Annotated in this window: 30 protein-coding genes; all 30 read left to right on the top strand. The window is 54.7% G+C overall.

Going from position 1 to position 25,289, the window contains the following annotated elements; genetic code table 11:
• The first annotated feature begins 113 nt into the window (after positions 1-113).
• Positions 114-608, top strand: a complete 495-nt coding sequence (locus tag ACQRD3_RS00825) for a hypothetical protein (RefSeq protein ID WP_427779200.1) — start codon at positions 114-116, stop codon at positions 606-608.
• Positions 589-2,409: a phage terminase large subunit family protein gene (locus ACQRD3_RS00820; protein ID WP_427779199.1), complete on the top strand. Its 1,821-nt coding sequence runs from the start codon at positions 589-591 to the stop codon at positions 2,407-2,409. Before ACQRD3_RS00825 ends, ACQRD3_RS00820 begins: the two co-directional genes overlap by 20 nt.
• The gene (locus tag ACQRD3_RS00815) at positions 2,410-2,646 is read left to right on the top strand and encodes a DUF6148 family protein (RefSeq protein WP_427779198.1); all 237 of its coding nucleotides are present in this window, start codon (positions 2,410-2,412) and stop codon (positions 2,644-2,646) included. It begins immediately after the preceding gene.
• 18 nt (positions 2,647-2,664) lie between these two features.
• Positions 2,665-4,209: a phage portal protein gene (locus ACQRD3_RS00810; protein WP_427779196.1), complete on the top strand. Its 1,545-nt coding sequence runs from the start codon at positions 2,665-2,667 to the stop codon at positions 4,207-4,209.
• Positions 4,169-5,311 carry a head maturation protease, ClpP-related gene (locus tag ACQRD3_RS00805; protein WP_427779194.1) on the top strand — a complete coding sequence of 381 codons (1,143 nt, stop codon included), beginning with the start codon at positions 4,169-4,171 and terminating at the stop codon, positions 5,309-5,311. The genes ACQRD3_RS00810 and ACQRD3_RS00805 overlap by 41 nt, the downstream gene beginning before the upstream one ends.
• A 12-nt stretch (positions 5,312-5,323) precedes the next feature.
• Positions 5,324-5,647, top strand: coding sequence for a hypothetical protein (locus tag ACQRD3_RS00800; protein ID WP_427779192.1), 324 nt, complete (start codon positions 5,324-5,326; stop codon positions 5,645-5,647).
• A 16-nt stretch (positions 5,648-5,663) separates the two neighbouring features.
• On the top strand, positions 5,664-6,719 hold the full coding sequence (locus tag ACQRD3_RS00795; RefSeq protein WP_427779190.1) for a major capsid protein: 1,056 nt from the start codon (positions 5,664-5,666) through the stop codon (positions 6,717-6,719).
• Positions 6,719-7,060: a hypothetical protein gene (locus ACQRD3_RS00790; protein WP_427779188.1), complete on the top strand. Its 342-nt coding sequence runs from the start codon at positions 6,719-6,721 to the stop codon at positions 7,058-7,060. The genes ACQRD3_RS00795 and ACQRD3_RS00790 overlap by 1 nt, the downstream gene beginning before the upstream one ends.
• A complete protein-coding gene (locus ACQRD3_RS00785; RefSeq protein WP_427779187.1) occupies positions 7,057-7,623 on the top strand; it encodes a phage tail protein in 567 nt (188 codons plus the stop codon). Before ACQRD3_RS00790 ends, ACQRD3_RS00785 begins: the two co-directional genes overlap by 4 nt.
• A gap of 3 nt (positions 7,624-7,626) precedes the next feature.
• Positions 7,627-8,115: a hypothetical protein gene (locus tag ACQRD3_RS00780; protein WP_427779185.1), complete on the top strand. Its 489-nt coding sequence runs from the start codon at positions 7,627-7,629 to the stop codon at positions 8,113-8,115.
• Positions 8,106-8,855 (top strand): hypothetical protein, encoded by a 750-nt coding sequence (locus tag ACQRD3_RS00775; RefSeq protein WP_427779183.1) that lies wholly within the window; start codon positions 8,106-8,108, stop codon positions 8,853-8,855. Before ACQRD3_RS00780 ends, ACQRD3_RS00775 begins: the two co-directional genes overlap by 10 nt.
• 3 nt (positions 8,856-8,858) lie before the next feature.
• Positions 8,859-10,286, top strand: a complete 1,428-nt coding sequence (locus ACQRD3_RS00770; RefSeq protein ID WP_427779181.1) for a phage tail sheath family protein — start codon at positions 8,859-8,861, stop codon at positions 10,284-10,286.
• Positions 10,287-10,300: 14 nt separating this feature from the next.
• Entirely contained in the window at positions 10,301-10,819 is a 519-nt protein-coding gene (locus ACQRD3_RS00765; protein WP_235255268.1) for a phage major tail tube protein, read from the top strand.
• A gap of 85 nt (positions 10,820-10,904) precedes the next feature.
• Positions 10,905-11,315, top strand: coding sequence for a phage tail assembly protein (locus ACQRD3_RS00760; RefSeq protein WP_427779179.1), 411 nt, complete (start codon positions 10,905-10,907; stop codon positions 11,313-11,315).
• A gap of 165 nt (positions 11,316-11,480) precedes the next feature.
• Complete coding sequence (locus ACQRD3_RS00755) at positions 11,481-14,789, top strand: phage tail tape measure protein (protein WP_427779177.1); 3,309 nt, start codon at positions 11,481-11,483, stop codon at positions 14,787-14,789.
• Positions 14,782-14,991 carry a tail protein X gene (locus ACQRD3_RS00750; protein ID WP_235255276.1) on the top strand — a complete coding sequence of 70 codons (210 nt, stop codon included), beginning with the start codon at positions 14,782-14,784 and terminating at the stop codon, positions 14,989-14,991. The genes ACQRD3_RS00755 and ACQRD3_RS00750 overlap by 8 nt, the downstream gene beginning before the upstream one ends.
• Positions 14,970-16,022 carry a phage late control D family protein gene (locus ACQRD3_RS00745; protein WP_427779175.1) on the top strand — a complete coding sequence of 351 codons (1,053 nt, stop codon included), beginning with the start codon at positions 14,970-14,972 and terminating at the stop codon, positions 16,020-16,022. The genes ACQRD3_RS00750 and ACQRD3_RS00745 overlap by 22 nt, the downstream gene beginning before the upstream one ends.
• Positions 16,022-16,354, top strand: a complete 333-nt coding sequence (locus ACQRD3_RS00740) for a hypothetical protein (protein WP_427779174.1) — start codon at positions 16,022-16,024, stop codon at positions 16,352-16,354. Before ACQRD3_RS00745 ends, ACQRD3_RS00740 begins: the two co-directional genes overlap by 1 nt.
• A 1-nt stretch (position 16,355) precedes the next feature.
• Positions 16,356-16,757 carry a phage tail protein gene (locus tag ACQRD3_RS00735; RefSeq protein ID WP_235255283.1) on the top strand — a complete coding sequence of 134 codons (402 nt, stop codon included), beginning with the start codon at positions 16,356-16,358 and terminating at the stop codon, positions 16,755-16,757.
• 11 nt (positions 16,758-16,768) lie between these two features.
• Positions 16,769-17,095, top strand: coding sequence for a hypothetical protein (locus ACQRD3_RS00730; protein WP_427779172.1), 327 nt, complete (start codon positions 16,769-16,771; stop codon positions 17,093-17,095).
• The gene (locus ACQRD3_RS00725) at positions 17,076-18,206 is read left to right on the top strand and encodes a baseplate assembly protein (protein ID WP_427779170.1); all 1,131 of its coding nucleotides are present in this window, start codon (positions 17,076-17,078) and stop codon (positions 18,204-18,206) included. Before ACQRD3_RS00730 ends, ACQRD3_RS00725 begins: the two co-directional genes overlap by 20 nt.
• Positions 18,199-18,882 carry a phage tail protein I gene (locus tag ACQRD3_RS00720; protein ID WP_427779168.1) on the top strand — a complete coding sequence of 228 codons (684 nt, stop codon included), beginning with the start codon at positions 18,199-18,201 and terminating at the stop codon, positions 18,880-18,882. Before ACQRD3_RS00725 ends, ACQRD3_RS00720 begins: the two co-directional genes overlap by 8 nt.
• A 3-nt stretch (positions 18,883-18,885) precedes the next feature.
• Positions 18,886-19,767, top strand: coding sequence for a phage tail protein (locus ACQRD3_RS00715; protein ID WP_427779166.1), 882 nt, complete (start codon positions 18,886-18,888; stop codon positions 19,765-19,767).
• A gap of 220 nt (positions 19,768-19,987) precedes the next feature.
• Positions 19,988-20,416 (top strand): hypothetical protein, encoded by a 429-nt coding sequence (locus ACQRD3_RS00710; RefSeq protein ID WP_235255293.1) that lies wholly within the window; start codon positions 19,988-19,990, stop codon positions 20,414-20,416.
• A gap of 375 nt (positions 20,417-20,791) precedes the next feature.
• A complete protein-coding gene (locus ACQRD3_RS00705) occupies positions 20,792-21,913 on the top strand; it encodes a reverse transcriptase domain-containing protein (protein ID WP_427779164.1) in 1,122 nt (373 codons plus the stop codon).
• Positions 21,913-23,631, top strand: coding sequence for a DUF6273 domain-containing protein (locus ACQRD3_RS00700; RefSeq protein WP_427779162.1), 1,719 nt, complete (start codon positions 21,913-21,915; stop codon positions 23,629-23,631). Before ACQRD3_RS00705 ends, ACQRD3_RS00700 begins: the two co-directional genes overlap by 1 nt.
• Entirely contained in the window at positions 23,628-24,116 is a 489-nt protein-coding gene (locus tag ACQRD3_RS00695) for a hypothetical protein (protein WP_235255299.1), read from the top strand. The genes ACQRD3_RS00700 and ACQRD3_RS00695 overlap by 4 nt, the downstream gene beginning before the upstream one ends.
• Complete coding sequence (locus ACQRD3_RS00690) at positions 24,113-24,586, top strand: putative ABC transporter permease (RefSeq protein ID WP_427779159.1); 474 nt, start codon at positions 24,113-24,115, stop codon at positions 24,584-24,586. The genes ACQRD3_RS00695 and ACQRD3_RS00690 overlap by 4 nt, the downstream gene beginning before the upstream one ends.
• Before the next feature lie 6 nt (positions 24,587-24,592).
• Positions 24,593-24,904 (top strand): hypothetical protein, encoded by a 312-nt coding sequence (locus ACQRD3_RS00685; protein ID WP_427779157.1) that lies wholly within the window; start codon positions 24,593-24,595, stop codon positions 24,902-24,904.
• A 15-nt stretch (positions 24,905-24,919) separates the two neighbouring features.
• Positions 24,920-25,288, top strand: coding sequence for a hypothetical protein (locus ACQRD3_RS00680; RefSeq protein ID WP_235255305.1), 369 nt, complete (start codon positions 24,920-24,922; stop codon positions 25,286-25,288).
• Position 25,289: the final 1 nt, after the last annotated feature.

Here is a 25,289-nt window from a genome sequence, read left to right as displayed (position 1 = left end):
AGGCCCGGCGTTTTTTTAGCTACAAAAATTTTTTGAACGCTTCCGGGCCGTCCCGGATTTTTTATAGGGGGGTGCCGATTTTGAGAAAAACGGGTTAGGAGGGGTGAAAAATCGTGAAACTTTACGACGCGAAAGCGATTGCCCGGTTCTTGGACGTGTCCGAACGCCGGGTGCGGCAGTTGCGCGACGAAAAAGTGATTGCGGAGGTCCGCCCCGGCCTGTATGACCTGATCGACACGAACCACCGCTATATAAACTACCTCCGAAAGAGGAACCCGGAAAGCGAAGAAACGATAGATTACAACACGGAGCGGGCAAAGCTGGTCCGGGCGAAACGGAAAAATGAAGAATACGAATTGCAGTTGAAAGAACAAAAGCTTCATTCGTCGGAGGACATCGAAGCCGTTATGACCGATATGCTGGTGAATTTCAAAACCCGCCTTATGGCGATTCCGTCAAAGCTTGCCCCGGTTCTCTGCAAGAAAACGGACAAGGCGGAAATATTCGCCCTGCTGAAAGAGCATATCGACGAAGCCTTGATGGAATTATCGGACTTCAAAACGACATTCGGTGAAAGGGTGAAAGACGATGAAGAAAGCAACGGTTGATTTATTCAGCCGGATTTTTTCGGTTTTGGCCCCTCCCCCGGACATGACAATTTCACAATGGGCCGACGAATACCGCCGTCTTTCCTCCGAATCATCCGCGGAGCCGGGCAGATGGCGCACGTCAAAGGCCCCGTACCAACGTGAAATCATGGACGCGGTTTGTGACAACAGGGTTCAGAAAGTTGTCATTATGTCGGCGGCGCAGATCGGAAAAACCGACGCGCTGATTCTAAACCCTATCGGCTACTATATGCACTACGACCCGTCGCCGATCATGGTAATGCAACCCACCATTCAGATGGCGGAAACATTCAGCAAAGACCGCCTTGCCCCTATGTTGCGAGACACCCCCGTTCTACGGGATAAGGTAAACGACAAGAGCCGGAACAGCGGAAACACGATCTTGCAAAAGATATTTCCCGGCGGTCATGTGACGATGGTGGGTGCAAACTCCCCGTCGTCCCTTGCGTCCCGCCCTATCCGCATTTTGCTGGCGGACGAAATCGACCGATACCCGGCGACGGCAGGTAACGAGGGCGACCCCCTGTTGCTTGCCGGAAAGCGCCTTGCAACCTTTTGGAACAAAAAAGAAGTGTGCGTGAGTACGCCGACAATCAAGGAAACGTCCCGAATTGCCGTTGAATTTGAACACAGCACACAAGAGGAATGGAACGTGCCTTGCCCGGTATGCGGCAAATATACACCGCTTTTATGGGCGAACATCATTTTTGACAAAGACAAGCTGGAGGACATCGGGTGCGCTTGCCCGGCCTGCGGCGTTGTTTCAAGTGAAACGGAGTGGAAAGAACAATTCGGAAAAGGAAAATTCGTCGCAAAATACCCCGATAGAAAGGTTCGGGGCTTTCATCTGAACGCCCTTGCTTCCCTTTTCGTTGAATGGCGGGAGATCGTCGAAAAGTTTTTGACCGCGAACGAAGAGAAGAAAAAAGGCAATATAGAACTTCTCAAAGTTTGGACAAATACCGAAATGGGCGAAACTTGGGAAGAAGAGGGCGAACAGATCGAAACGGACGACCTTTACAAGCGCCGCGAAAAGTATAATTGCGAAGTCCCGGAGGAAGTGCTGGTGCTGACCGCGGGCGTTGACGTTCAAGACGACCGTTTCGAGATGGAGGTTGTTGGATGGGGCGTTGACAAGGAAAGCTGGGGCATTCGCTATCAGGCAATTTACGGCGATTTGAAGTTAAAGCCCGTTTGGGACGAATTAGACCGCTTTCTTTCGCAGACATTCACCACGGCGGACGGGCGGCGGCTGAAAATCATTTGCACTTGCATAGATTCCGGCGGACACTTCACGAATCAGGTTTACCGATTCTGCAAAGAACGAACCGCCCGGCGCGTCTTTGCGATCAAGGGCAAAGGCGGCGCGGAAGTGCCGTATTTCAACAGGCCGTCAACGGCAAACAACATCAAAGCCCCTCTTTTCACCGTGGGCGTTGATACAGGCAAGGCCCTTTTGTATCAGCGGCTGGCGGTGCAGGAAGAGGGGCCTAATTATTGCCATTTCCCGCGCGAAAAGGACCGGGGATATACGCAAGAGTATTTCCGGGGCCTAACCGCTGAAAAAATGGTAATTACCTACAAGAAAGGCAAGGCACAGTATGTATGGACCTTAAAAGACGGGGGTTACAAGCGGAACGAACCGCTTGATATTCGGAATTATGCGACCGTCGCGCTGGAGATTGCGAACCCGGTTTTGAAAAAGCCGGAGCCGGAAGCGCCCGCGGTGCCGCCGAAACGACGCGGCAGGCGGTCAAGAACGAACGGAGGGATTCTATAAATGGCTGGCGTTACGCTTGAAATTGCAAAAAAGCACCTTGACGCATGGCTTACCGCCGAATTAGAGGTAACGACCCACCAAAGTTACACAATCGGTTCGCGGAGCCTGACGAAAGCGAATCTTTCGGAGATCAGGAAGCAAATTCAGTTTTGGGAAAACGAAGTTGCCCGGCTTGAAAATATCAGCAAGCGGGGCGGAAGAAACCGAGTATTCCGCGCGGTCCCGCGGGACCTATAAGAAAGGCGGTGAAGCGGATTGAACGTTTTTGACCGTGCGATTGCCGCGGTTGCCCCGCAAACGGCGGTGAAACGCGCCGCGGCACGAAGAAAGCTTGAAATACTCGACAGCGGTTACAGCAACTACGGCGCGTCGCATACCAAAAAATCCCTTGCCGGGTGGCTGTACGGCGGAGGAAGCGCGAAAGAGGACATCCAAGAGAATCTTTCAACCCTCCGCCAGCGTTGCCGCGATCTCTATATGGGCGTACCCCTCGCAACGGGCGCGCTGAAAACGTGCAGAACTAACGTTGTGGGGTCCGGCCTGCGCCTGAAAAGTCAGCTTGATTATGAGGTTTTGGGGATTCGAGAAGAGGAAGCCCGCGACCTCGAACGAAAAATTGAACGCGAATTTGCATTGTGGGCCGATTCCCCGGCCTGCGATTTGGAGCGGATGGACAATTTTTACGAACTGCAACAACTCGCGTTCTTGAACTGGCTTATGAGCGGCGACGTAATAGCAACCCTGCCCGTAACAAAGCGCCCGAATATGCCGTATGACTTGCGAATTTGCCTGATCGAAGCGGACAGGTTAAGCAACCCGAACGGAACCGTTGACCCGCACATTGTCGGCGGCGTTGAAACCAACGACGCGGGCGAAGTCGTCGCCTACCATATCAGCAAACACCACCCTTTGTCGTATGACGCAACAGAAACCGGGTGGACGCGCGTTGAAGCATGGGGGGAAAAGACCGGGCGGCGCAACGTGCTTCACATTATGAACCGGGAAAGAATCGGACAGCGCCGCGGCGTGCCTTTCCTCGCCCCGGTCATTGAATCGTTGAAGCAGTTAGGGCGATACACCGACGCGGAACTTGTCGCCGCCGTCGTTTCGGGTATGTTTACAGTTTTCATCGAAAAAGAATCCGCGTCGGACGGAAGCGGGTTCGGTGAAATCATCCCGGAAGAAGCACAGGTGGACGCAGGCGACGACAGCACGATTGAACTTGCGCCCGGCGCTATCGTGGATTTGAACGAGGGCGAAAAAGCCCACGACATGAACCCCGGACGACCGAACACGGCATTTGACGGGTTTGTAACTGCGATTTGCCGACAGATCGGCGCGGCCCTCGAAATCCCTTATGAACTGCTGTTAAAGCATTTCAACGCGTCGTACAGCGCGTCACGCGGTGCGCTATTGGAAGCATGGAAAATGTTTCGTATGTATCGGACATGGCTTGCGAACGATTTTTGCCAGCCGATCTATGAAGAATGGTTCGCGGAAGCCGTCGCAAAAGGGAGAATCCCCGCGCCCGGCTTTTTCGCCGACCCCGTGATTCGCAAGGCGTACACCGGGGCGGAATGGAACGGCCCAGCGCAAGGGCTTTTGAACCCGGTACAGGAAGTCACCGCGGCAGAAAAACGCGTGCAAAACGGTTTTTCCACCCGCGACCGTGAAGCTATGGAAATGAACGGGTCCGATTTCTACCGAAACGCCGCGCAACTGAAACGAGAAGAAAAAATGTTAAGGGAGGTCAAAGCAGATGGCACAGGAGAAAAAGCCGCAGGCCCAGCCGAAGAATAAACACTTTTGGAGTTTCCGGGCCGCGGCGGAGGAAAACGCCGCCCCGGAATTGATTTTGTACGGCGACATTGCTTCCGAAACGTGGTGGGGGGACGAAGTAACGCCCCGGCAGTTTTCGGACGAACTGACGGCGCTGGGTCCCGTACCTGAAATTATCGTAAGAATCAACAGCGGCGGCGGCGACGTGTTCGCGGCGAACGCGATTTATACTCGCCTGAAAGACCACGCCGCAAAGATCACCGTTAAGATTGACGGATGGGCCGCTTCCGCCGCAACAATTATTGCAATGGCGGGCGACGTGATCGAGATTCCCGGAAACGGCGTGTTTATGGTCCATAAAGCGAAAATGGGCCTTTGTGGTTACTACGGAGATTCCGACCTTTCAAAGATGATGGAGGAAATCACCGTCATTAACAATTCAATCGTGAACGGCTACGCCCTGAAAACCGGGAAAACCGCGGAAGAGATCACCGCTATTATGGCGGCTGAAACGTGGATGGACGGAAAACAGGCCGTCGAAGCTGGTTTTTGCGACAAGCTTATGTTTGAGGACGCAGAAACCACCGTTGAAAACGCCGGAAAGGTCATTGTAAACAGCGTCCCGCTGGACCTTGGCAGATACCCGAATATGCCGATTTCGTTGTTAAACCGCCTGACGGCCCCCGCGTCCGACGGTTTTACAAATACACCCACACCCCAAAATACCGAAAAGGAGCGTAAAAACATGGATGGAATCAAAGACATCAAGACCGTGGACGACCTGAAAGCGGCTTTTCCCGATCTCACAAAGCAGATCGAGGAGGCGGCGACCGCCGCAGAGCGCCAGCGCATTCGGGACATCGAGGAAGTGGCGTTGCCCGGCTTTGAAAACGTCGTGAACGAAGCGAAGTTTGAAAAGCCTGTTGCCGCGGGTGACGTTGCGAAAGCGATTGTCGCAGAACAGCGCAAGCAGGGCGGCAAGTACATTCAGGACCGCGACGACGACGCGAAAAACAGCGGTGCTGGCAACGTCGGCGGCGGCGGACACCATGAGGGAACGGGCGGCGACAGCACAAACGAGGTTGACGCGGCGATTGCCAAACTGTTCCCCGAAACGAAGTAAGGAGGAAAGATCATGTACGAGATTCAGAAAGACAGCCACACCCCCGTAAATGTGTTCGCGGGCGAATTTCCCGTTGTAACCGAAGCTGGGGACGTGAAGAGCGGCGCGACCGTCCGCAAGTATGCCCCCGTCATTAAGACCGCGGAGGGTATCAGCGAAGCAACTTCCGCCGGGATGGCGGATTTGCACGGCATTGCCGCCGACGATTCCACCGACGGCGGCGTTGTGTGCTACCTGTCCGGCGAATTTTTCGCTGACGCGCTGACCCTGCCTGACGGCGTGACCGTGGAAGCCCTGAAACCCGCTTTCCGCAAGCTGGGAATTTATTTGAAGTAAGAGGGAGGAAACAAGAATGTCTATCCAGACCGATATTTACACCCCCCGCACGCTGGGGAAACTCATTACCCGTATGCCGCCTGTGCATACCTTTTTCCGCGATACGTTCTTTAAGAACCGTCGCACGTTCAATACGAAGAGTATTGACGTTGATTTCAAAAAGGGCGGGCGCGCCCTTGCCCCGTTCGTCCATCCGAAAGTGGGCGGAAAAACCGTTCTCAACAGCGGCTATCAGACGATGACTTACACCCCCGTTCTGCTGGCCCCCAACAAGATCACGACCGTTGACGACCTGCTGGAGCGGGCCGCGGGCGAAAACCCGTACAGCGGCAGGACCCCCGCGGAACGCGCCGTTGAGAAGCTGGCCGACGACCTGCGCGAACTGAACGAAATGATCGTTCGCCGCGAAGAGTGGATGGCCGCAACCTCCATTTTCACCGGGCAGATTCCCATTATCGGCGAGGGCCTGAACGAAGTGATCGACTTCAATTTCACGAACACCGAAACCATCGTTACCCCCGGCCTGAAATGGAACGGCGCTGACGCTGACCCGCTGGCCGACCTCGAACGCTGGCGCGAAACCGTGCAGAAAGAGGGCTTTGTCAACTGCAATATCTGCATTATGGCAAAGAACGTCGCAAACGCGTTCGTCAACAACGCAAAGGTCAAGGACGTGCTGGACATTAAGGCTTATGACCTCGCGGTTATCAAGCCCCGCGAACTGCCCAACGGCCTTACCTACATCGGCACCATTCACAAGCTGGGAATGGATATTTACCAGTACAACGAATGGTATCTTGACGACTGGACCGCCCCCGAAGCCCCGGAGAACAAGCCTATTGTTCCCGACGGCGCGCTGGCCCTGCTGTCTACGGAAGCGGACTTCTCCATTTACTACGGCGCTATCACCATGATTCCCGAAGAGGGCAAAGCGTTTGCCACCGTGGAGGGCGACAAGGTGCCGCAGACTTGGGTGGAGCGCCGCCCCGACCGCCGTTTCTTGCAGATCAACAGCAAGCCGCTGACCGTTCCCCATGAGGTAAACAGCTGGTTTGTTGCCCACGTCCTGTAATGGGTTTCGGGTTCAAAGAACAGTTGGAGCGGGACTTAAAAGCAGTATTTCACAACAGCGCCGAACACGCCGACGTTTTGGAATTTTGGATTGACGGCATACGTTACAAAGGCCCCGTTATCATCGACGACGGCGGAGCGCAGGACAGAACCAAACCGTCTACGGACCATGTAGACGGTTTGGTTCTTGTCGATCTTGTCATGTATGCGCCGCTTTCCCTGCTGAAAACAATCCCCCGAAAGGGCTTGAATGTTGAGATCGGCGACCACATTTACCAAATCTCAAAGGTACACCCGGAAGCCGGGGAAGTTGTGCTTTATTTGGAGATGTTGACCGAATGATTGAGATAACAAACGAGCAAATCGAGCGGGTGAACCTGATTCTTTCCGGGGTCCCGAATGGCGTTGAAAAAGCCCTGAAAAGCGTTATCCAAAGGGCGAATAACACCGTAAGGGCGGAAGCAATCAAAGGAATTTCGGAGGTTTACGCAATTACGCGGCAGAATATCCGGGCCGAAACAACGATCAACGTTCGGACAAAACAAAGCGACGGCGGCATTATTGGGACCGTATCGTTTGCCGGGTATAAAATCCCGCTTTACCGCTTCAACGTTTCCCCCACCCTGCCTGTTCAGCACGCGACCGTTTCGGCGGCGGTGATGAAAGACAACGGGCGGACCCCGTTTGAACAAGCTTTCATTGCGAAGATGAAAAGCGGGCATACGGGAATGTTCGAGCGCGACGGAACGGCGCGGCTTCCGATCACGGAATTCATGGGGCCGTCTACCGCACAAATGGCGGCAAACAGTGTTGTTCTTGAACAGGTGGAGGAAAAAGCCCAAACCGTTGTGAATAACCGAATCGAGCATGAAATCACCCGAATTCTGAACGGGTACGGAGGATAAGAAATGACACCTTTGGAACTTTTAGACGCGCTGGAAGATTTCGTGAAGCGCGAAACAAAAGATATTCTTTTGCCCGTTCGAGTGGACCGCAAAAGCGGAGATCACAAAGAGCGCCCGGCGGAAGTCTATAAAATGCGGCTTCCCACCAAAAGCGCGAAGATTGAGCGAATCCCGTATTTGCTGTTGCAGTACATCAAAAGCACCGACACGCAGGAACCGGGGCAACGCCCGGAAAGCGCCTGTATGGTCCGCATTGTCGCCGCGACCTATTCGGAAGATGAAAGCGAGGGCGCAATGTGCGTTCTAAATCTGCTGACCCGAATTCGCGTCGCCCTTTTGCGTGATGGCATTATCGGGGAACGGTTCATGCTGAAACCGCCCCTTGAAATGATTGTGTACCCGGACAGCACCGCCCCTTACTATTTGGGGGAAATGATGACCGAATGGACTATGCCGATTATCGAAAGTGAGGTTCAAAAAATATGGCAGTAGTTTTCAAAACCAACATGACGAAAGCGGAGTTGCTGGAGATTGCCGCCGAAAACGGCGTTGAAGCCGACGACAGCATGACGAAAGCGCAGATCGTCGCCGCGCTGGAAGCATACAACGACGCAGAGCGAGAAGCGGAAGCCGCCGCCCTGACCGCCGACAGCGCGCCCACGGGCACCAACGACGGAACGGAGGGTAACAACACCACCCCCGCGGAGAACACCGCAGAGAGCGCCACAGACGGCGCAGGAAGCACCGACGACGGCGCGGAGGGTAACAACACCACCCCTGCGGAGAACGCCGCAGAGAGCGACACAGACGGCGCAGGAAGCGCCGACGACGGCGCGGAGGGTAACAACACCACCCCTGCGGAGAACGCCGCAGAGAGCGCCACAGACGGCGCAGGAAGCGCCGACGGCGGAGCCGGGGACGACAACACCACCCCCGCGGAGAACGCCGCAGAGAGCGCGCAGGAAGAGCCGCAGGGGTACGACCTGTTCGTTTATGCCGGGCCGTCCCTCCCCCGCGGACGGCTGAAAGAAAACGCGGTATTCAACGGCACGCGCGAGGACGTGAAAGCCTACCTTGCGGACGTGCTGGAGGAATACCCGCAAATCGACAAGCTGATTGTTCCGGCAAGCAAGCTGGCCGCTTTCTCCGTTAAGGTGAAAACGCCCGGCAACATTGCGCACAAGTATTACACCGACATTGTTTCGGCAATGCGCGGCAATAAGGAGGTCTAAAAAATGGCAAATTTCGAGCATGGCGTAACCACCAGACAGGCCGACACGTCGGTTACTACCCCGGTAGCGGCTGATTCCGGCGTTGCCTTTGTCGTGGGCGCGGCCCCCGCGCACACTGTAGGCGGGGCCGTGAATGAACCGATCATGTGCCAGAACTACGGGGAAGCCGTCGCCGCTTTGGGTTATAGCGACGATTGGGCGAATTACACCGTATGCGAAGCGATCTATTCGCAGTTTAAGCTTTACGGCGTTGCCCCCGTCGTGTTCGTAAACGTTCTGGACCCCGCAAAGCACAAGAAGAGCGTTGCGGAACAGAACTACCCGATCAACGACGGCAAGGTTCTTCTTCCCCTCGAAGCCCTGAAAGACACCGTCAAAGTGTCCACCTACACCGTCGGAACAGATTTCGACCTTTTCTATGAGGGCGAAAACCTGATTCTTGAAGTGCTGGAGGGCGGCAAAATCCCGGAGAACACGGGTGAACTGACGGTCACGTTTGACGCGGTGGACCCCTCCAAAATCACCGAAAACGACATCATCGGCGGTTTTGACACCAGCACGAAGAAGTATTCCGGCCTTGAACTGATTGACAAGGTTTTCCCGAAATATGGAATCGTCGCCGACCTGATTCTTGCCCCCGGATGGTCCGACAAATCCACCGTAGCGGCGGTCATGGCGGCAAAGGCCGCGAACATCAACGGCGTTTTCGAGGGAAAAGCCCTGATCGACGCGGACGCGGAAACCGTGAAGCACTATGCGGACGTTCCCGCGTGGAAGAAAGCTAATAACATCAACAGCAAAACGCAGATCGTCTGCTGGCCTTTGGTCAAGCTGGGCGACCGCGTTTTTCATTTGTCCACGCAGGCCGCGGGGCGCATGGGCGCGACCGATTCGGACAACGGCGGTTGCCCGGCGGAAAGCCCGTCGAACAAGTCCTTGCAGATCGACAGCGCCGTTCTTGCCGACGGTACGGTTATTCTGCTGGATCTCCAGCAGGCAAACTATCTGAACAGCAACGGCATTGTAACCGCGCTGAATCTCATTGGCGGTTATGTCCTTTGGGGCAATGAAACGGCCTGTTTCCCCGCCGATACGGACGTGAAGAATTACTTCATCTGCATTTCCCGTATGTTCGGCTGGGTTGCGAACACCCTTGTTCTCAGTTATTGGAGCAAGGTTGACAAGAAAATGACGCGCCGCCTGATCGACAGCATTGTTGATTCCGTGAATATCTGGCTGAACGGCCTTACCAACGAAGAAAAGTTGCTGGGCGGACGCGTCGAATTCAAGGAGGAAGAAAACAGCACGACCGCGCTTATGGCGGGCAAGGCTGTTTTCCATATCTACATGACCCCGCCCAGCCCCGCAAAGGAACTGGAATTCGTGCTGGAGTACGACGCGGAATACGTGTCCGCGGCGCTGGCGGCGTAAGGAGGTAAGCAGACATGAAAGTTGATAACGGTACTGTAAACTTTGCCGTCTACGAGGACGCGACGGAGTTTTACGGAATGGCGGAAGTGACGCTTCCCGAAATTTCGCAGATCACGGAAGAGGTCAAGGGCGCGGGCATTTCCGGCGCATTCAACGGCGCATTCGTGGGCCACATCGAAGCAATGACCCTGACGCTGAATTTCCGTTCTGTCACGGCGGACGCAATCAAGCTTGCGGAACCCCGCAATCACCAGCTTGATCTCCGCGCCGCCCAGCAGTATTGGGACAATTCCGCGGGCAAATTCGTTCAGCAGGCCGTAAAGCACGTTCTCATGGTTACGCCGACGAAGTTTGCCCCCGGCAAGCTGGCCCCCGCCGCTTCCGCGGAAGCTTCCGGCGAATACGCGGCAACCTATTTCGCAACCTACATCGACGGCGTGAAGAAGCTGGAAATTGATATTCTCAATTTCGTTTACTTTGTGAACGGCGTTGATTATCTGGCCGACGTGCGTAAGGCGTTGGGCAAGGCGTAAGGCCCGGCAGGGGTCCCCCCTGCTGGGCTTTCTTATGCCCTTTTCTGTATCTGCTTCATTCAAAAATAAGTCGGAGGAATTAAAAATGAGCGAGAACAAGAAATTTGACCGTCAGAACGACGCAGAGCGGCCCGCAGACAACGCGGAAACCGTCGAGCGGGTAAACACCGCGCAGGCCGCAGAACAGCCCACAGAGGGCGACACGGGCGTTTATACGCACGTTTTCAAAAAGCCTTTCGAGTATGCGGGCGTTACTTATACCGCCCTGACATTCGACTTTGAGCGTTTGACGGGCCGGGACATGGTTTCTATCGAAACCGAAATGCAGATGAACAACGAATACGCCCTTGCGCCCGAAATTTCCCGGAGTTTTCAAGCGAAGATGGCGGCAAAGGCCGCGGGAATCGGTAGCGACGTTATGGACGCTTTGCCGATTAAGGATTTCAACCGTATTACCAACGCGGCGCGGGGTTTTTTAATCGACACGGGCTATTAAGCGGCCCGGCCCGATGGTGGCGGCGTGAGTGCTTCAAACTCGCGCAGGCGACTTTTACACCCGTCAATTTTTGGCTTGATATGAACATGACGGAAATTACGGCGTGGATTCAGGACATAAACGCCGCCACCGCGGAGCAAAAGCGACAGAAAGAGGGGTGATGAATTGGCTGGGCGAAAAGAATATGAATTGCTTTTCAAACTGCAAGCGGCTTTGGGCGGCAATTTCAACGCGGCATTTAATACCGCACTGAACACCACAAAGCAAATGCAAAACAGCCTTTCAAAGCTGAATTCCATCACCGGGAAAATCGACGCTTATAAAAAGCAGGAAACCGCCCTTGAATCCAACCGCAAGAAGCTGGCGAACCTGACCGCAGAGCATGAAAAACTCCAAAAGGAGATCAGCGAAACAGAGGGACCGACAGACGAATTGCGGGAAAAGCTTGCAAAGAACGAAAAGCAGATTGCGGCAACCACCGCCAAAATCGAAACACAGGAAAAGCGGCTGGAATCGTTGGGTTCTGAACTCGCAGACGCGGGCGTTAATACCTCGAATTTGAGCGCAGAGAACGAACGGCTGGCCAAAACCTACGACAAGGTAAAGCAAAGTCAAGAGGAATTGGCAAAGGTCAACGCGGCGATTGAGAAGAACAACGAAGCGATTTCCAAAACGAAAACCCAGCTTGTCGGGACCGTCGGGACCCTTGCGGCGCTTGGAACGGCGATTTACGCCGGGCCTGTAAAAAAAGCGGCAGAGTTTGAAGCGCAAATGTCAACTGTTAAGGCCATTTCGGGGGCTACGGTGGCGGACATGACGCGGCTTGCAAACGAAGCTAAACGTATGGGCGCAACAACGCAGTTTACAGCCGTTGAAGCCGGAAAAGCCCTTGAATATATGGCTATGGCGGGCTGGAAAACCGATCAAATGCTGGGCGGATTGCCGGGCATTATGAACCTTGCCGCCGCTTCCGGTGAAGATTTAGGCATGGTTTCGGACATCGTAACGGACGCACTAACCGCTTTCAACATGACGGCGGAGGACGCAGGCCGATTTGCTGACGTTCTCGCGCAAGCTTCCAGCAACGCAAACACCAACGTTTCTATGATGGGCGCAACATTCCAAAAGGTTGCCCCCGTCGCGGGCGCTTTGGGGTATTCCGTGGAAGATATATCCCTTGGCATTGGCCTTATGGCGAACGCGTCCATTAAGGCGGAAACCGCCGGAACATCGCTGAAAACCGCCCTTGCGAACATGGCGAAGCCCACAAAGCAAATGAAAACCTATATGGATAAATACGGAATCAGTCTGACGAACGCGGACGGGAGCATGAAAACATTCCGCGAAGTCGTCGATAACCTCCGTAGCAGTTTGGGTGGGCTTTCCGAATCTGAACAGGTGGCGGCGGCAACGGCTATTTTCGGCAAAGAATCCTTTGCAGGTATGCTGGCAATCGTGAACGCAAGCGACGCGGATTTTCAAAAGTTGTCCGATTCGGTCAACAATGCCGCGGGCGCGGCTGAACGAATGGCACAGATCAAGCTGGACAACTTCAACGGCAAAGTTACCCTTTTGAAATCCGCTGTTGAGGGCCTGCAAATCGCGCTGGGCGACGCATTGTTACCGACATTCACGGAGGGAGCGGAAAAGGCCGCGGAACTTGTTTCAAAGCTGGCGGAATTTATCAACGAAAACCCGGAATTGGTCCGGCAGATCGTGAAAGTAACCGCCGGGCTTTTGGCATTTAAGGCGGCGACCCTAACGGCAAAGCTGGGATTCCTTGAACTGAAAGGCGGAGTGCTGACGATTCAAAAGGTGCTTGCCCTCTTCAAAGGGAAAACCGCGCTTGCAAGTGTGGAAGCAATGAGTTTTTCCAGCAAGGTCAAAGGCATTGCAAAGAGTATAACCGGGTATTTCGGAGGAATCGGAAGCGCGGCGGGCGGCGTAGGCCGCGCGTTCGGGCAGATGTTCAGCGGAACAAAAATCGGGAATCTGTTTGCAAAGGCAGGCGGCGCGGCGGGCGGCGTATTCTCGAAGCTGTTTTCGGGAATCGGCGGCGTTGCGACGCGGACATTTACCGGGGTGGCCGGGAAGATTACGGGCATATTCGGCAAGGCCGGAACCGCAATCGCGGCGGGACCCCTTGGGAAAATCGGGAGTGTGATCGGAAGCGGAATCGGAAAGGTAACATCCCTTTTCGGCCCGCTGAAAAAGCTGGGCGGCGCTATTTTGGGGCCGTTCGGTGGCATTCTTGGGAAGATTCTTCCCGTCGTCGGCGTAATTACGCTGATTATTTCGGCGGTGCAAATCCTCCGTGACAATCTCGACAAGGTACGCGAGGTTGTCGGACGGGTATTCGGAGAAGCCGGGCTGGTTGTCTTTGACAAGGTGGTTGCGGCGGTAACGAATATCGGAAACACTATCAAGGGCATTTTTACGGACGGCAATTTAGGCGGCGCACGTGACTTCCTGATAAACCTTTTCGGAGAGGAAGCGACGGGCGTTATTGATGGGGCAATCACAGTTATTCAAACCCTATGGAATATCCTTTCGGGGTTCATTGAGTTTGTGAACACCTACATTCGCCCGATTGTCGAACAGCTATTTACATTCATTGTTGAAACGGTGCTTCCGCAAATCGCGCAGGCGTTCGCGGAGTGGGCACCGACAATCGCGGAAGTGCTACAAGGAATCTGGACCGTTGTTCAGACCATTGCAACGGCGATCATGCAGGTAATTCAATTCCTTATGCCGACGATTCAAAACATTATCAGCGTAGGACTTGAAACCATCCGGGGCGTTGTCTCCGGCGTGCTGACCGCAATTAAAGGCGTTGTGGACATATTCGCGGGAATCTTTACCGGGGATTGGTCCCGTGTATGGGAGGGCGTGAAAAGCATATTCAGCGGCGTTTGGGAATCGCTGAAAAGCATTGCAAGCGGCGTATTGAATGGCATTATCGGCCTTATCAACGGGGTTATTTCCGGCTTGAACAAGCTGAAAATTCCCGATTGGGTCCCCGGAATCGGCGGAAAGGGAATCAATATCCCGCTGATTCCCACGTTTGCAAAAGGCACAAAGAACACGCCCGACACGTTCATTGCAGGCGAAGCGGGCGCGGAACTTGTGACGAATGCCCGGAACCGTACCGTCTTTAACGCGGCGGAAACGGGGAGCATTTTCCGCAATCTCGCAAACACAGTAAACACCATTCGAGCGGGGGTGGGTATTCCCTCCCTGCAACTCGCCTATGCAGGGGCCACGGCCCCCAGTGTTGCGGCCCCGTCGGTTGCGGCGGGTGCGCGTCAATCGTCAATCGTGGTTCACAGCGCGCCCGTTTTCCATGTGGGGAGCGAAGCACAGGCAGAGGACATTGAAGAACTGTTGCGGAAGCATGACGAAGAATTGCTGGACAAGATCGACGAAAAGCAACGGCAACAGGAGGACGACGAAAGGCGGCGGCAGTATGACTAAATACACCACGATTGCCGGGGATATGTGGGACGGAATCGCCTATAAAACGTTAGGCGACGAAGCTTACACCGACAAGATCATCAAGCAAAATCCGAAATACCGCCGTCTTTTTGTTTTCCCCGCGGGTATCGTGCTGGACATTCCCGACCCTGACACGCGGGTTTCGGCGGAGTTGCCGCCGTGGAAGAGGGGGACGGCATGAACGCGCGGAGAACCATTGTGCGCCTGATTTTTGAGGGCGTGGACATTTCGGCAGACATCAATAAACATCTTCTTTCGCTGACCTATACGGACAACGAAGAAGATAAAACGGATGATTTGCAACTATCCCTTGACGACCGGGAGGGCGTGTGGCTGGGAAACTGGCTTAACACGCCCTCCGCGTCAAAGGGCGCGGAAATTTCCGCGGTAATCGTTCAAAAGAATTGGGATTCAACAGGGAAAGACCGGGTTCTTGATTGCGGCGTTTTCGAGGTTGACACCGTGAACGGGAGCGGCCCACCCGCGAAAGCGACCATCAAGGCCGGGTCAATCCCCTATTCTTCCACTATTCGGACGCAGAAAAAAACAAAGGCGTGGGAAAAAATCACCCTTTCAGCCCTTGCAAATGAGATTGCAGGAACGAACGGGCTTGCCTGTATGTTTGAATCAGCGTTTGACCCGTTTTACACGCGGAAAGAGCAAATGCAGGAATCGGACATCACGTTTTTACAGCGCCTTTGCAAAAACGCGGGAATCTCCCTGAAAGTCACCGCAAAAATGATCGTTCTGTTTGACGCGGCGGCTTATGAGCAGAAAGACGCGGTACGGACGATCAAACGCGGCGCGGCGGACGTTTCCCGGTGGTCCTTTTCCACCAGCTTGCACGACGTATCATACAGCAGTTGCCACGTTTCCTATACGGACCCGACGACGGCGACGACCATTGAATATACTTACACGCCGCGGGACGCGGACGAAAGCGGGCAGGTGCTGGAGATCAACGAAAAGGTTTCGAGCCGCGAAGAAGCCCGGCAACTCGCAATGAAGCGTTTACGGCAGAAGAACAAAGAGGAATTCAAAGCGTCGTTCAGCCTTGCCGGGGACGCGCGGCTGGCCGCGGGAATCACGGTGCTGGTTTCCGGGTACGGCGCGTTTGACGGGAAATACATCATCGAAACGGCGACGCATACCGTGTCGCGGAGCGGGTACAAAACAGACATTACGTTGCGCCGGGTGCTGGAGGACTACTAATGAACGATCTTACAATTTTGAAAAATATTGTGCGAACGGGCTGGGTTTCGTCTGTCAATGCGGCGGCGCGCACGGCCCGCGTCACATTCAAAGATAAGGGGAAAACGATTGTTTCCGGCGAACTGAAAGTGATAAAAAGCCCGCCTTTTATCCCAGCAAAAGACGTAACACAGCAGACGGAAGAAAAGGGCGGCGGAAGCGGCGACGCGGCGTTTGAAACCCACGCGCACAACGTCACAATCAGCCCGTGGCTACCGTCGCCGGGTGATTACGTGCTTTGCATTTATATTCCGACGGACGACGGCGACGGGTTCGTGATTGGAGGGATATAGAGTGGCAACAATCGGAAGCTGGGGCGACTTCACCTTTTATGTTTCCCGGCAGGCGGTGAAAACCTTTGACGGCCTGAAATGGGACAGCGCGGCGAAGTATTCGACCCATGAACGGCACTTGAAAGAGCCGCTTTTGGAGTTTACAGGAACGGACGTTGAAAGCATGACTTTTACCATGTTCTTTTCCGTGTACTTGGGAGTAAACCCGATCAAAGAGGTATCGAAACTGCTTCAAGCTATGCGCCGCGGAGAGGTTCACCGCCTTGTGATCGGGCCAAAAGCCTACGGAACAAACAAATGGGTCATTACAAAGCTTTCAAATTCCTTGGAGCGGTACGACAACCGGGGAAACCTGCTTGTCGCGTCCGTGAACGTCACTATGCAATCATACGCGAGTAGATAGGGGGGCGAACAATGGCGTATATCGTGAAAGCCTACACGCCCGGAAAAATCAACCTTGCGCCGCAAAGCACCGTTGAAGAGGTATTGCAAAACGTCGCAATCATCGTGTCAACACCGAAATTTTCGGTCCCCCTTGAACGGGGGCTGGGGCTTGCACAGCGGTTTATTGACAAGCCGATTCCGGCGGCACAATCTATCCTGATTTCGGAGGTCTTGGACGCGGTAGAGGAATACGAACCGCGGGCGCAGGTTGAAAACGTAACTTTTGAATTGGGCAATCAACCGGGGGTTTTGATTCCTGTTTTGGAGGTGAGCATAATTGACGACGACAACGGTTAGAAACTACCCTGATATTTCCTTTGTGGAAACCGACACGGAAGCCATTAAAAACGCCCTGATTCGTTCGTATGAAATCTTCACGGGGCGCACACTTTACCCGGCAGACCCGGCCCGCCTGTTCGTTCTTTGGGTGGCCGACATCATCGTTCAAGAGCGGGTCAACATCGACTTTTCGGCAAAACAGAACGTCCCGCGGTACGCAGAGGGTGAATATTTGGATTCCCTCGCGGAACTATTCAAAGACGCTTACAGGCTGGAGCCGGAAAAGGCAAAGACGACGTTAAAATTCACGCTTTCAATCAAACTGGAGGTTGCGACCGTCATTCCGGCGGGAACACGGGTGACAGCCGACGGTGAAATTGTATTTGCGACGCTGGAAAGCCTGACTATCCCGGCGGGCGAATTGTCCGGGGAGGTCAAAGCGGAATGCCTGACGGCAGGAGAGAGCGGAAACGGCTTTGTTCCGGGGCAGATCAACCAGCCGATTGACATTTTCCCGTATTATCAGAGCGTGGAAAACACCACGGAAAGCGCGGGCGGCGCGGATAAAGAGAGCGACGCGGCGTTTTATGAACGTATGCGGGAGAGCGTCGAAACCTTTTCGACCGCCGGGCCGCTGGGCGGCTATGTGTACTTTGCAAAAACCGCGTCGCCACTGATTGTGGACGTGAAAGCGACATCCCCCACACCGGGCGTTGTAGACGTGCGGGTTCTGCTTCAAGATGGAGAATTGCCGGGAGAAGAGATTTTGAACAAGGTTTCCGAAATCCTTTCGGCGGCAAAGGTCCGCCCGCTGACCGACAACGTGCAGGTCAAGGCCCCGGAAGCTGTATCGTATGACATCGACTTTACATACTACACCACATCGGGCGGCGCTTTGAGCGATAGCGCGGCGGCGGCGAACGTTGCCGCGGCGGTTGCGGCCTACAAAGAGTGGCAGGCCGGGAAGATGGGCCGGGACATTGACCCGTCGGAACTGATTTACAGAATCAAGCAAACGGGCGTAAAGCGCGTCGAAGTACGAAGCCCCGTATTTACCGTCGTTGCCGACAATGCCGTTGCGCAATGCGGAGAAACCGCCATTGTAAACGGGGGTGCGGAGAGTGAATAACAACGACCTGTTTTCCGTTGACTTCACCCGTTCGCTCCCCCCGGCGTTGAAAAATGACCCGAATATGCTTGCGCTGGCGCGGGTTATCGCGGAGCAATTACAGATCAACGCAAAGGACATCGAAAAGAACATCATATACGCCCGCATTGATGAACTGGACGAACAAACCCTTGATATTCTGGCCTACGACCTCCACGTTGATTGGTACGACTATTCTTACCCTATCGACGTAAAGTGCCGGACCATTCGGGACAGCGTAAAGGTTCACCGACAGTTGGGGACGAAATACGCCGTCGAAACCGCGCTGGGGGCCGTATTCCCCGGAACGACCGTCAAGGAATGGTTCGAGTACGGCGGCGACCCCTATATGTTCAAAGTTATCATCGGTGCGACCGAATCGGGCATTTCGGCGGAGCGGCAAGCGGCGGTTTTGGAGCGGGTGCAGTTTTATAAAAATCTCCGTTCCCACCTTGAAGCGATCAGCTATCAGATTGAAAAGCGAACGACTGTGCAGGTTGCCGCCGTGCATTCCGTCGGAACCCGGCTGGAGGTTTACCCATATCTTGCGCACGGTATGGAATCGAGCGGCGGCGTGTTCTATGCGGGCTTTACGAAGTACGGGCGTAAGCTTGAAATTTTCCCGAACGAAGCGTTCGGCGATCATTGGGAGGTATAAAAGATGGCGGAAACTGAAAGAACATACGGGACCATTGTTACCGACGTAGGAACAAACCTTATCACGGCGGCGGTCATGGACGGAACGAAAGTCAACATCACCACGCTGGCCGTCGGCGACGGCGGCGGGGCGTACTATCAGCCCACCCCGAATATGACGGCCTTAAAGAACCCGTGCTGGAGCGGCCCGGTCAAGAGCGTTTCGGTCAATGAAGATTCCTCGAACATGATTGACGTTGTGGCAATCGTGCCGTCGTCCGTCGGCGGCTTCACCATCCGCGAAATGAGCGCGGAGGACGACGCGGGGAACATGATTGCAATTTGCAACACCCCGGACACCGAAAAAGTCGTGATTGCCAGCGGCGCGGCGGGAGAAATCGAATTGACAATGCACATTGAGATTTCAAACACCGGGGCAATCACCTTTATTGTTGACCCCGCCGTGATCTCCGCAACGAAAAAGGACCTTGAAGAGCATAACGCGTCGGCAAAGGCCCACCAAACCCTGATTGAGAAAAAGGCCGACATAATCGACCTGAACGCCCACGCGAACAACTCCGAAATTCACGTGAACCCCTCCACGATGGCGAACTATGACACCGCTATTGCTGGGCTGATTCAGCACACGGAGGACACCACCGTTCACGTGACGGCGGAAGAGCGGGCCGCGTGGAAAGGGGCCGCGGCTACGGCGGCGCAGGCGGCGGCAGACGCGGCGGAAGCCTTGAACAAGGTTGCCGCCCTCGAAAGCCGCGTTGCCCGCGTGGAAGATGGCCTTTTCAACAACATCACCGGGAACCCATATCTTGTGTCCTTTGATTCCCTCGACGGAATCGTTCTGACAAAGGGCGTATGGAACGCGGAGCGAAACAGAATCGAATGTTGACAGAATATGCGTGTACCCGGCGGGAATTATCCTGCATTATCGGGAATCTTTTTACAGAGATCGAACCGCCTTGCGAACGGTGCGGGGCCGCTGATGAATTGACGATCAGCGGCACCACCTACACCGGGAGCCGGGCGGTTCTGACTATTACCGAATACGGATTCAAATTCGAGGGCGACCCGTCAGAGGTTGCGAGAATCCGGGAAAGGCGGTGCCTGCAATGAACCAGCCGCCCGCAGAGGGTAAGCAAAACGAATTTATCATCATCACCAAAGCAAAGGATTTAGCCTTTCATACATACATGATGGCGACCGAAAGGCGATTTCCAAAGAAACACCGCAAATTAGCGGTTGACCTTATGGACTTTGCTCGCGAAATCGTGATTCACATTCAGGACGCGAACGACCTTGATATTTCCGACGCAGGGGAATTCAAGGAACGGCGTTACGAACAAAAGAAAGCCCTTTCGCGTTGTAAAGACGTTCTTTTCCTGATCGAGTTAGCCGAAAGGCGCAATCTTATTTCAAAAGAGCAATGCACCGCGTGGGCGCAATACGCTATTGAAGTAAAGCGCATGACGGCAAGCTGGAGAAAGAAAGACCGGGAGCGATTCGCAGAAATGCAAAGAGGAAACACGCCGCGGCGGTAACGCCCGGCGTTTTTCTTGGGGTGCGCTTTGTAGCGTCCAACTCGTACAACGTCCGCAACGTCAATTCCTCCGGCGCGTTGAACAACAACAACGCGTACAACGGCAACAACGGCGTTCGCCCGCTCTGATGGAACACCGCGATTGAGTACGCCGAAAGGCGGAAAACAGAGGACCATCATCAAAGGAAAGCGTATCCCTCCGCCGTGGTGACAGCACGACGGTAAATACAAGATTGGTGAAGCAAGGCCCACGGGAACCAGCTTCCGTCCCGCCACGGACGCGTGGCGGGGTCCGATGATGAAGCATTGCAACCGCAGGCGGCGACGCTTGCGGCCCCTACAAGGCGGATTCTATACACGGCAAGGAGTTTTTATAATGCAAACCGCAGATTTCGAGCGGGTCTATGATTTCGGCAACCTATACGCCGGATTCCTAAAGGCCCGCCGGGGCAAACGGGGCAAAGCCAGCGTCGCAAAGTTTGAAGCAAACTTGCTGGAAGCCCTTTGCCTGCTATCGGAAATGCTGAAAAATAAGACTTACCGCCCGTCTGATTATTTCGTGTTCCGTGTATACGAACCGAAAGAAAGAATCGTTATGACAAACGCATTCAAAGACAAGGTGGTTCAGCATTCCTTATGCGACAACATACTTGAACCCGCGTTCTCCCGTTCGTTTATTCGGGACAACTACGCTTCACAACCGGGCCGCGGGACCCATGACGGCCTATACAGGCTGGAAGAATTCATGCGGTCATATTTCTTTGAACGCAAAGCAAAGGCAGACGCGGAACAGAAAGCCGCCGGATTGCCGCCCGTTCCAACGCAGGACGGCGGGTACGCCGACGGCTGGGTTCTCAAATGTGACATTTCTAAATATTTTTACTCAATTCAGCACGAACCACTAAAACAAATGGTCCGGCATTACTTCCGGGACCCTGATCTTTTGTGGCTGATCGACCTTATCATTGACAGCACGGAGAATCCGGGAATCCCTATCGGCAACCAAACTTCACAATGGTTCGCCGTTATGTATCTTTCGGGGTTAGATCATTTTGTCAAAGAAAAGCTGGGCATTCGCTTTTATGGGCGGTACATGGACGACTTTTACTTGATACATGAGGACAAGGCGTATTTGCAGTATTGCTGGCGGGAAATCGAAAAATTCCTTGCCCCGCTGGGTCTGACCCTGAACAACAAAACAAACATTTTCCCGTTGCGGAACGGTATTGACTTCTTGGGATTCCATACGTATTTGACCGATTCCGGGAAAGTGATTCGCAAAGTTAGGAGGGTAAGCAAATGTAAGGAGCAAAAGAAACTACGGAAACAGCGGGTTTTACTGGACAAAGGCAAGATCACAATGGAGAAAATACGGCAATCATACGGAAGCTGGCGGAGCCACGCCGAAAAGGGTAACTGCTATCACCTTATCCGGGAAACCGACGCGCTGTTTGAGGAACTATTTTCAGACTATCTAACAAAGGAGCGTGTAGCATAATGGCACAGGCATTAAGCGCGCTGGCCGTCGGCGCACTCGTCAAGGACACGGGGACCCTCTACAACGGCAAGCCCATTGTTTGGAAAATTGCCGACAAAGGCCACGCGGGTTATCCCTCCAGGTCCGTGACGCTAATTACGGAAAAAATTATTTCGCTGAAATGCTTTGACGCTATCGAATCCGGCAACAGCGACAGCAACCGCAAATCCTATGGTAATAACCGATGGATTTATTCAAATATTCGGCAATGGCTGAATAGCGGCGCGTCAGCGGGCGCATGGTACAGCGCACAGCACAGCGCGGACGCGCCCCCCACGAATGCCAACGTTTGGAGCAACTACAACGAATACGACGCGGAAGCGGGCTTCCTTGCCGGGTTCTCTACGAACTTTGTTGCGGCCCTGCTTTCCACAACGCACACCGTCGGCAAAGCTTCCGTGGACGGCGGCGGCACCGAATCTTGCGTTGACAAGATTTTCCTTGCCACCTGTACGGAAGTTGGCTTGTCGGGCGACGTGACCGCGGGAAGCAAGCTGGCCTTGTTCAGCGACAACAATTCCCGTCTTGCGTACCCCACGGCGGAAGCTGTCAGCAAGAGCGAATACACATCATCCAGTTTGTCGGCAACGCAAGCTTGGTGGTGGTGGCTTGCCGACGCTTACGCGTCCAACTCGTGCAGCGTCCGCAGCGTCTATTCCTCCGGCGCGTTGAACCGCGACAGCGCGTACAGCGGCAACGACGGCGTTCGCCCGCTTTGTAATTTGTCCTCTTCAATCTTGGTATCTGATACCGCAGATTCGGACGGTGCATACACCATCATTTGGAACCGCGCCCCCTCTGCCCCTGCAAGTATCGACGTTCCGACCAGCGTCCGCGGCGGCGAAAGCCTGACCGTGACTTGGGGAGCCGCCACGGATGAAGATGGCAACCTTTCCGGCTACACCCTCGAAAGGCAGTACGACGGGGGTTCGTGGGCGCAGGTTTACAAGGGAATCAACAGGACGTACACCGACGCGATCACAAAGGGCTGGACAAGCATTGCGTACAGGGTCAAGGCTTACGACAGCGCGGGCGCAGAATCGGCGTACACCACCAGCGCGACCCGAACCGTAATCAACAACACCGCCCCCACCATCGACGGCGCAGATTCGGACCTCGGCACAAAGACCGGGGCGTTTGCGCAAGCCTACGTTGTGACCGACCCGGACAGCGGGCAGACGGTAACGGTTGTCGAGAAGATCGACGGCACGGAAAAACGAAGCTTCACCGCAACCAGCGGGCAAAGCTATTCGTTCAACGTCACCGCGGCGGAATGGGTGAAGCTGTTGAATGGGTCCCACACCCTGACGATCACCGCGACGGACGATTACGGCGGCACCGCCACCCGGACCTATACGTTCACGAAGAACGAAACCGAAATTGAATTGACCCTTGCGACCCCGCTTGCCGCCGACGACATGATTACAAAAGCAATTATGAGCGTCACCCGGCAGATTCCGGCGGGGGCAACGTTCACCGTTGAAGTGTGCAACAACGGCAACGACGCTTCCCCCACATGGGAGGACGTGACGCAGGCCGTCACCAGCGGGAGCAAATTTTTCCTTTCCAACACCACAAAGACGGCTGACGCGTGGGGCTATAACTTCCGAATCAAGGTGAAGCGTAACGACGCGACGGGCGATTGCTTTATTTCTTCCGTGGGAGGTAATTTTGAATGAGCGTACAGCACAGAGAAGATAGCATTCGTAATATGCGGCTGGAGCGGCTGGGAATTCAGCCGCCCGCCGACTGGAACGACGTTGAACAGGTCCGGGCGGTAAAGAAACAGGAGATCGGCGCGGAGTGTTCCGCGGCGATCTATGCCGGAATTGACGTGAACGGTTCGCATTACAGTTTGACCGAACACGATCAAACGGAGTTGCTGGCACAAGCGCAGGTGGTAAAAGAGGGCGCGGCGGCGGTCCCGTACCACGCCGACGGCGAACTTTGCCGAATGTACCCGGCGGAGGAATTCACCGTGCTGGCGCAGGCCGCGACCGCACACGTTTTTTACCATCGGACATACTGCAACCACGTGAACGCGTGGATTAAGCGGGCCGGGCTTGACGAACTCCCGGCGATCACCTACGGCGCAGAACTTCCCGCCGACCTTGCGGCAAGCATGGCGGCGATCATCGAAGCGGCGGGCGGTGGTGAAGCATGAAACGGATTTTGACGCTTTGGGCCGCGCTGGGAATGGTATATGTCGCCCTCGAAGTGCTGTTCCGCGGCAGGTCCCACCCCTCTATGCTGATCGTCGGCGGCTTGTGCGGGGTCCTTGTGGGGGCGATCAATCAAATTCCCCGGTTCTACCGCGCCCCGGTTGTCCTGCAAGCGGTAATCGGCGCGCTGATCGTCCTTGCCGTGGAATTTGTGAGCGGGTGCGTGCTGAACCTATGGCTGGGCCTGAACGTTTGGGATTACAGCAATCAGCCCGGCAACGTGCTGGGGCAGATTTGCCCGGCGTTCGGCCTGCTTTGGTTCTTTATTATGCCCCTTGCGATATGGGCGGAGGACACCGCCCGCTGGCTGATTTGGGCTTATGATTCCACCGTGTATGGGAGGGGCGGCAAACCTCCCGATACCCCGTATTCGCTGAAAAGCGTTTACGGGGATTTCTTTCATGGGAGGTAACAGGGAATGCAAGATTTCATAACCATTATCGGGATTTTAAGCCCGATTTGTGCAATCGTGTTCGGCTATGCCACCTTTACGCGGAATAAGAAGAGCGACACCACCGCGGACGCGAAGCAGGACGCGACCGTTCTTACGGAAATAGGCTATATCAAAGGCGGAATCGACGACATCAAAGCCGAACAGCGGGAGCAGAGAAAGACGAACACCGACTTTATTTCCCGGCTTACGGCGGTTGAACAATCCGCGAAGCAGGCACACAAGCGCATTGATCGGCTGGAGAACATCACGGACCACACGGACCACCCGGACGAATAAGAAAGGCGGCGCGGCATGGGCTATCTATTAAGCGCCGCCGCCGGGCTGATCGGCGGGCTTGCCGCCGTTTTGCTGTTCGGGGGCCGGAAGCCCCGCCGCCGTAAAGAGAATAAAGAGAAAAACCGCCCGAAGATCGAGTGTTCAAAGCTTGTTCTTTGGGCGGTTCTCTTAACCTATTTCGGCGGGTTCGTCGTGGGCGTTCGGGCTGTTGTCATTGACCCGTCGCAACTTGGGGTGTTTCTAACCTACGTCGGCGCGCCCACGGCAACGGTGATCGGCTTTTATTCGTGGAAAGCAAAATGCGAAAACGTTGTGAAGATCAAAAAGGCGAACCCGGAAGCAACGGAGGGAATGCCCGTTGACCTGAACAACATTCAGCCATAAG

Origin of the sequence: Candidatus Pseudoscillospira sp. SGI.172 (assembly GCF_050313575.1) — a bacterium.
Lineage (GTDB): Bacteria > Bacillota > Clostridia > Oscillospirales > Oscillospiraceae > Vermiculatibacterium.
The sequence above is the reverse complement of the archived record's forward strand: the minus strand, read 5'-3'. Positions and strand labels throughout refer to the sequence as shown.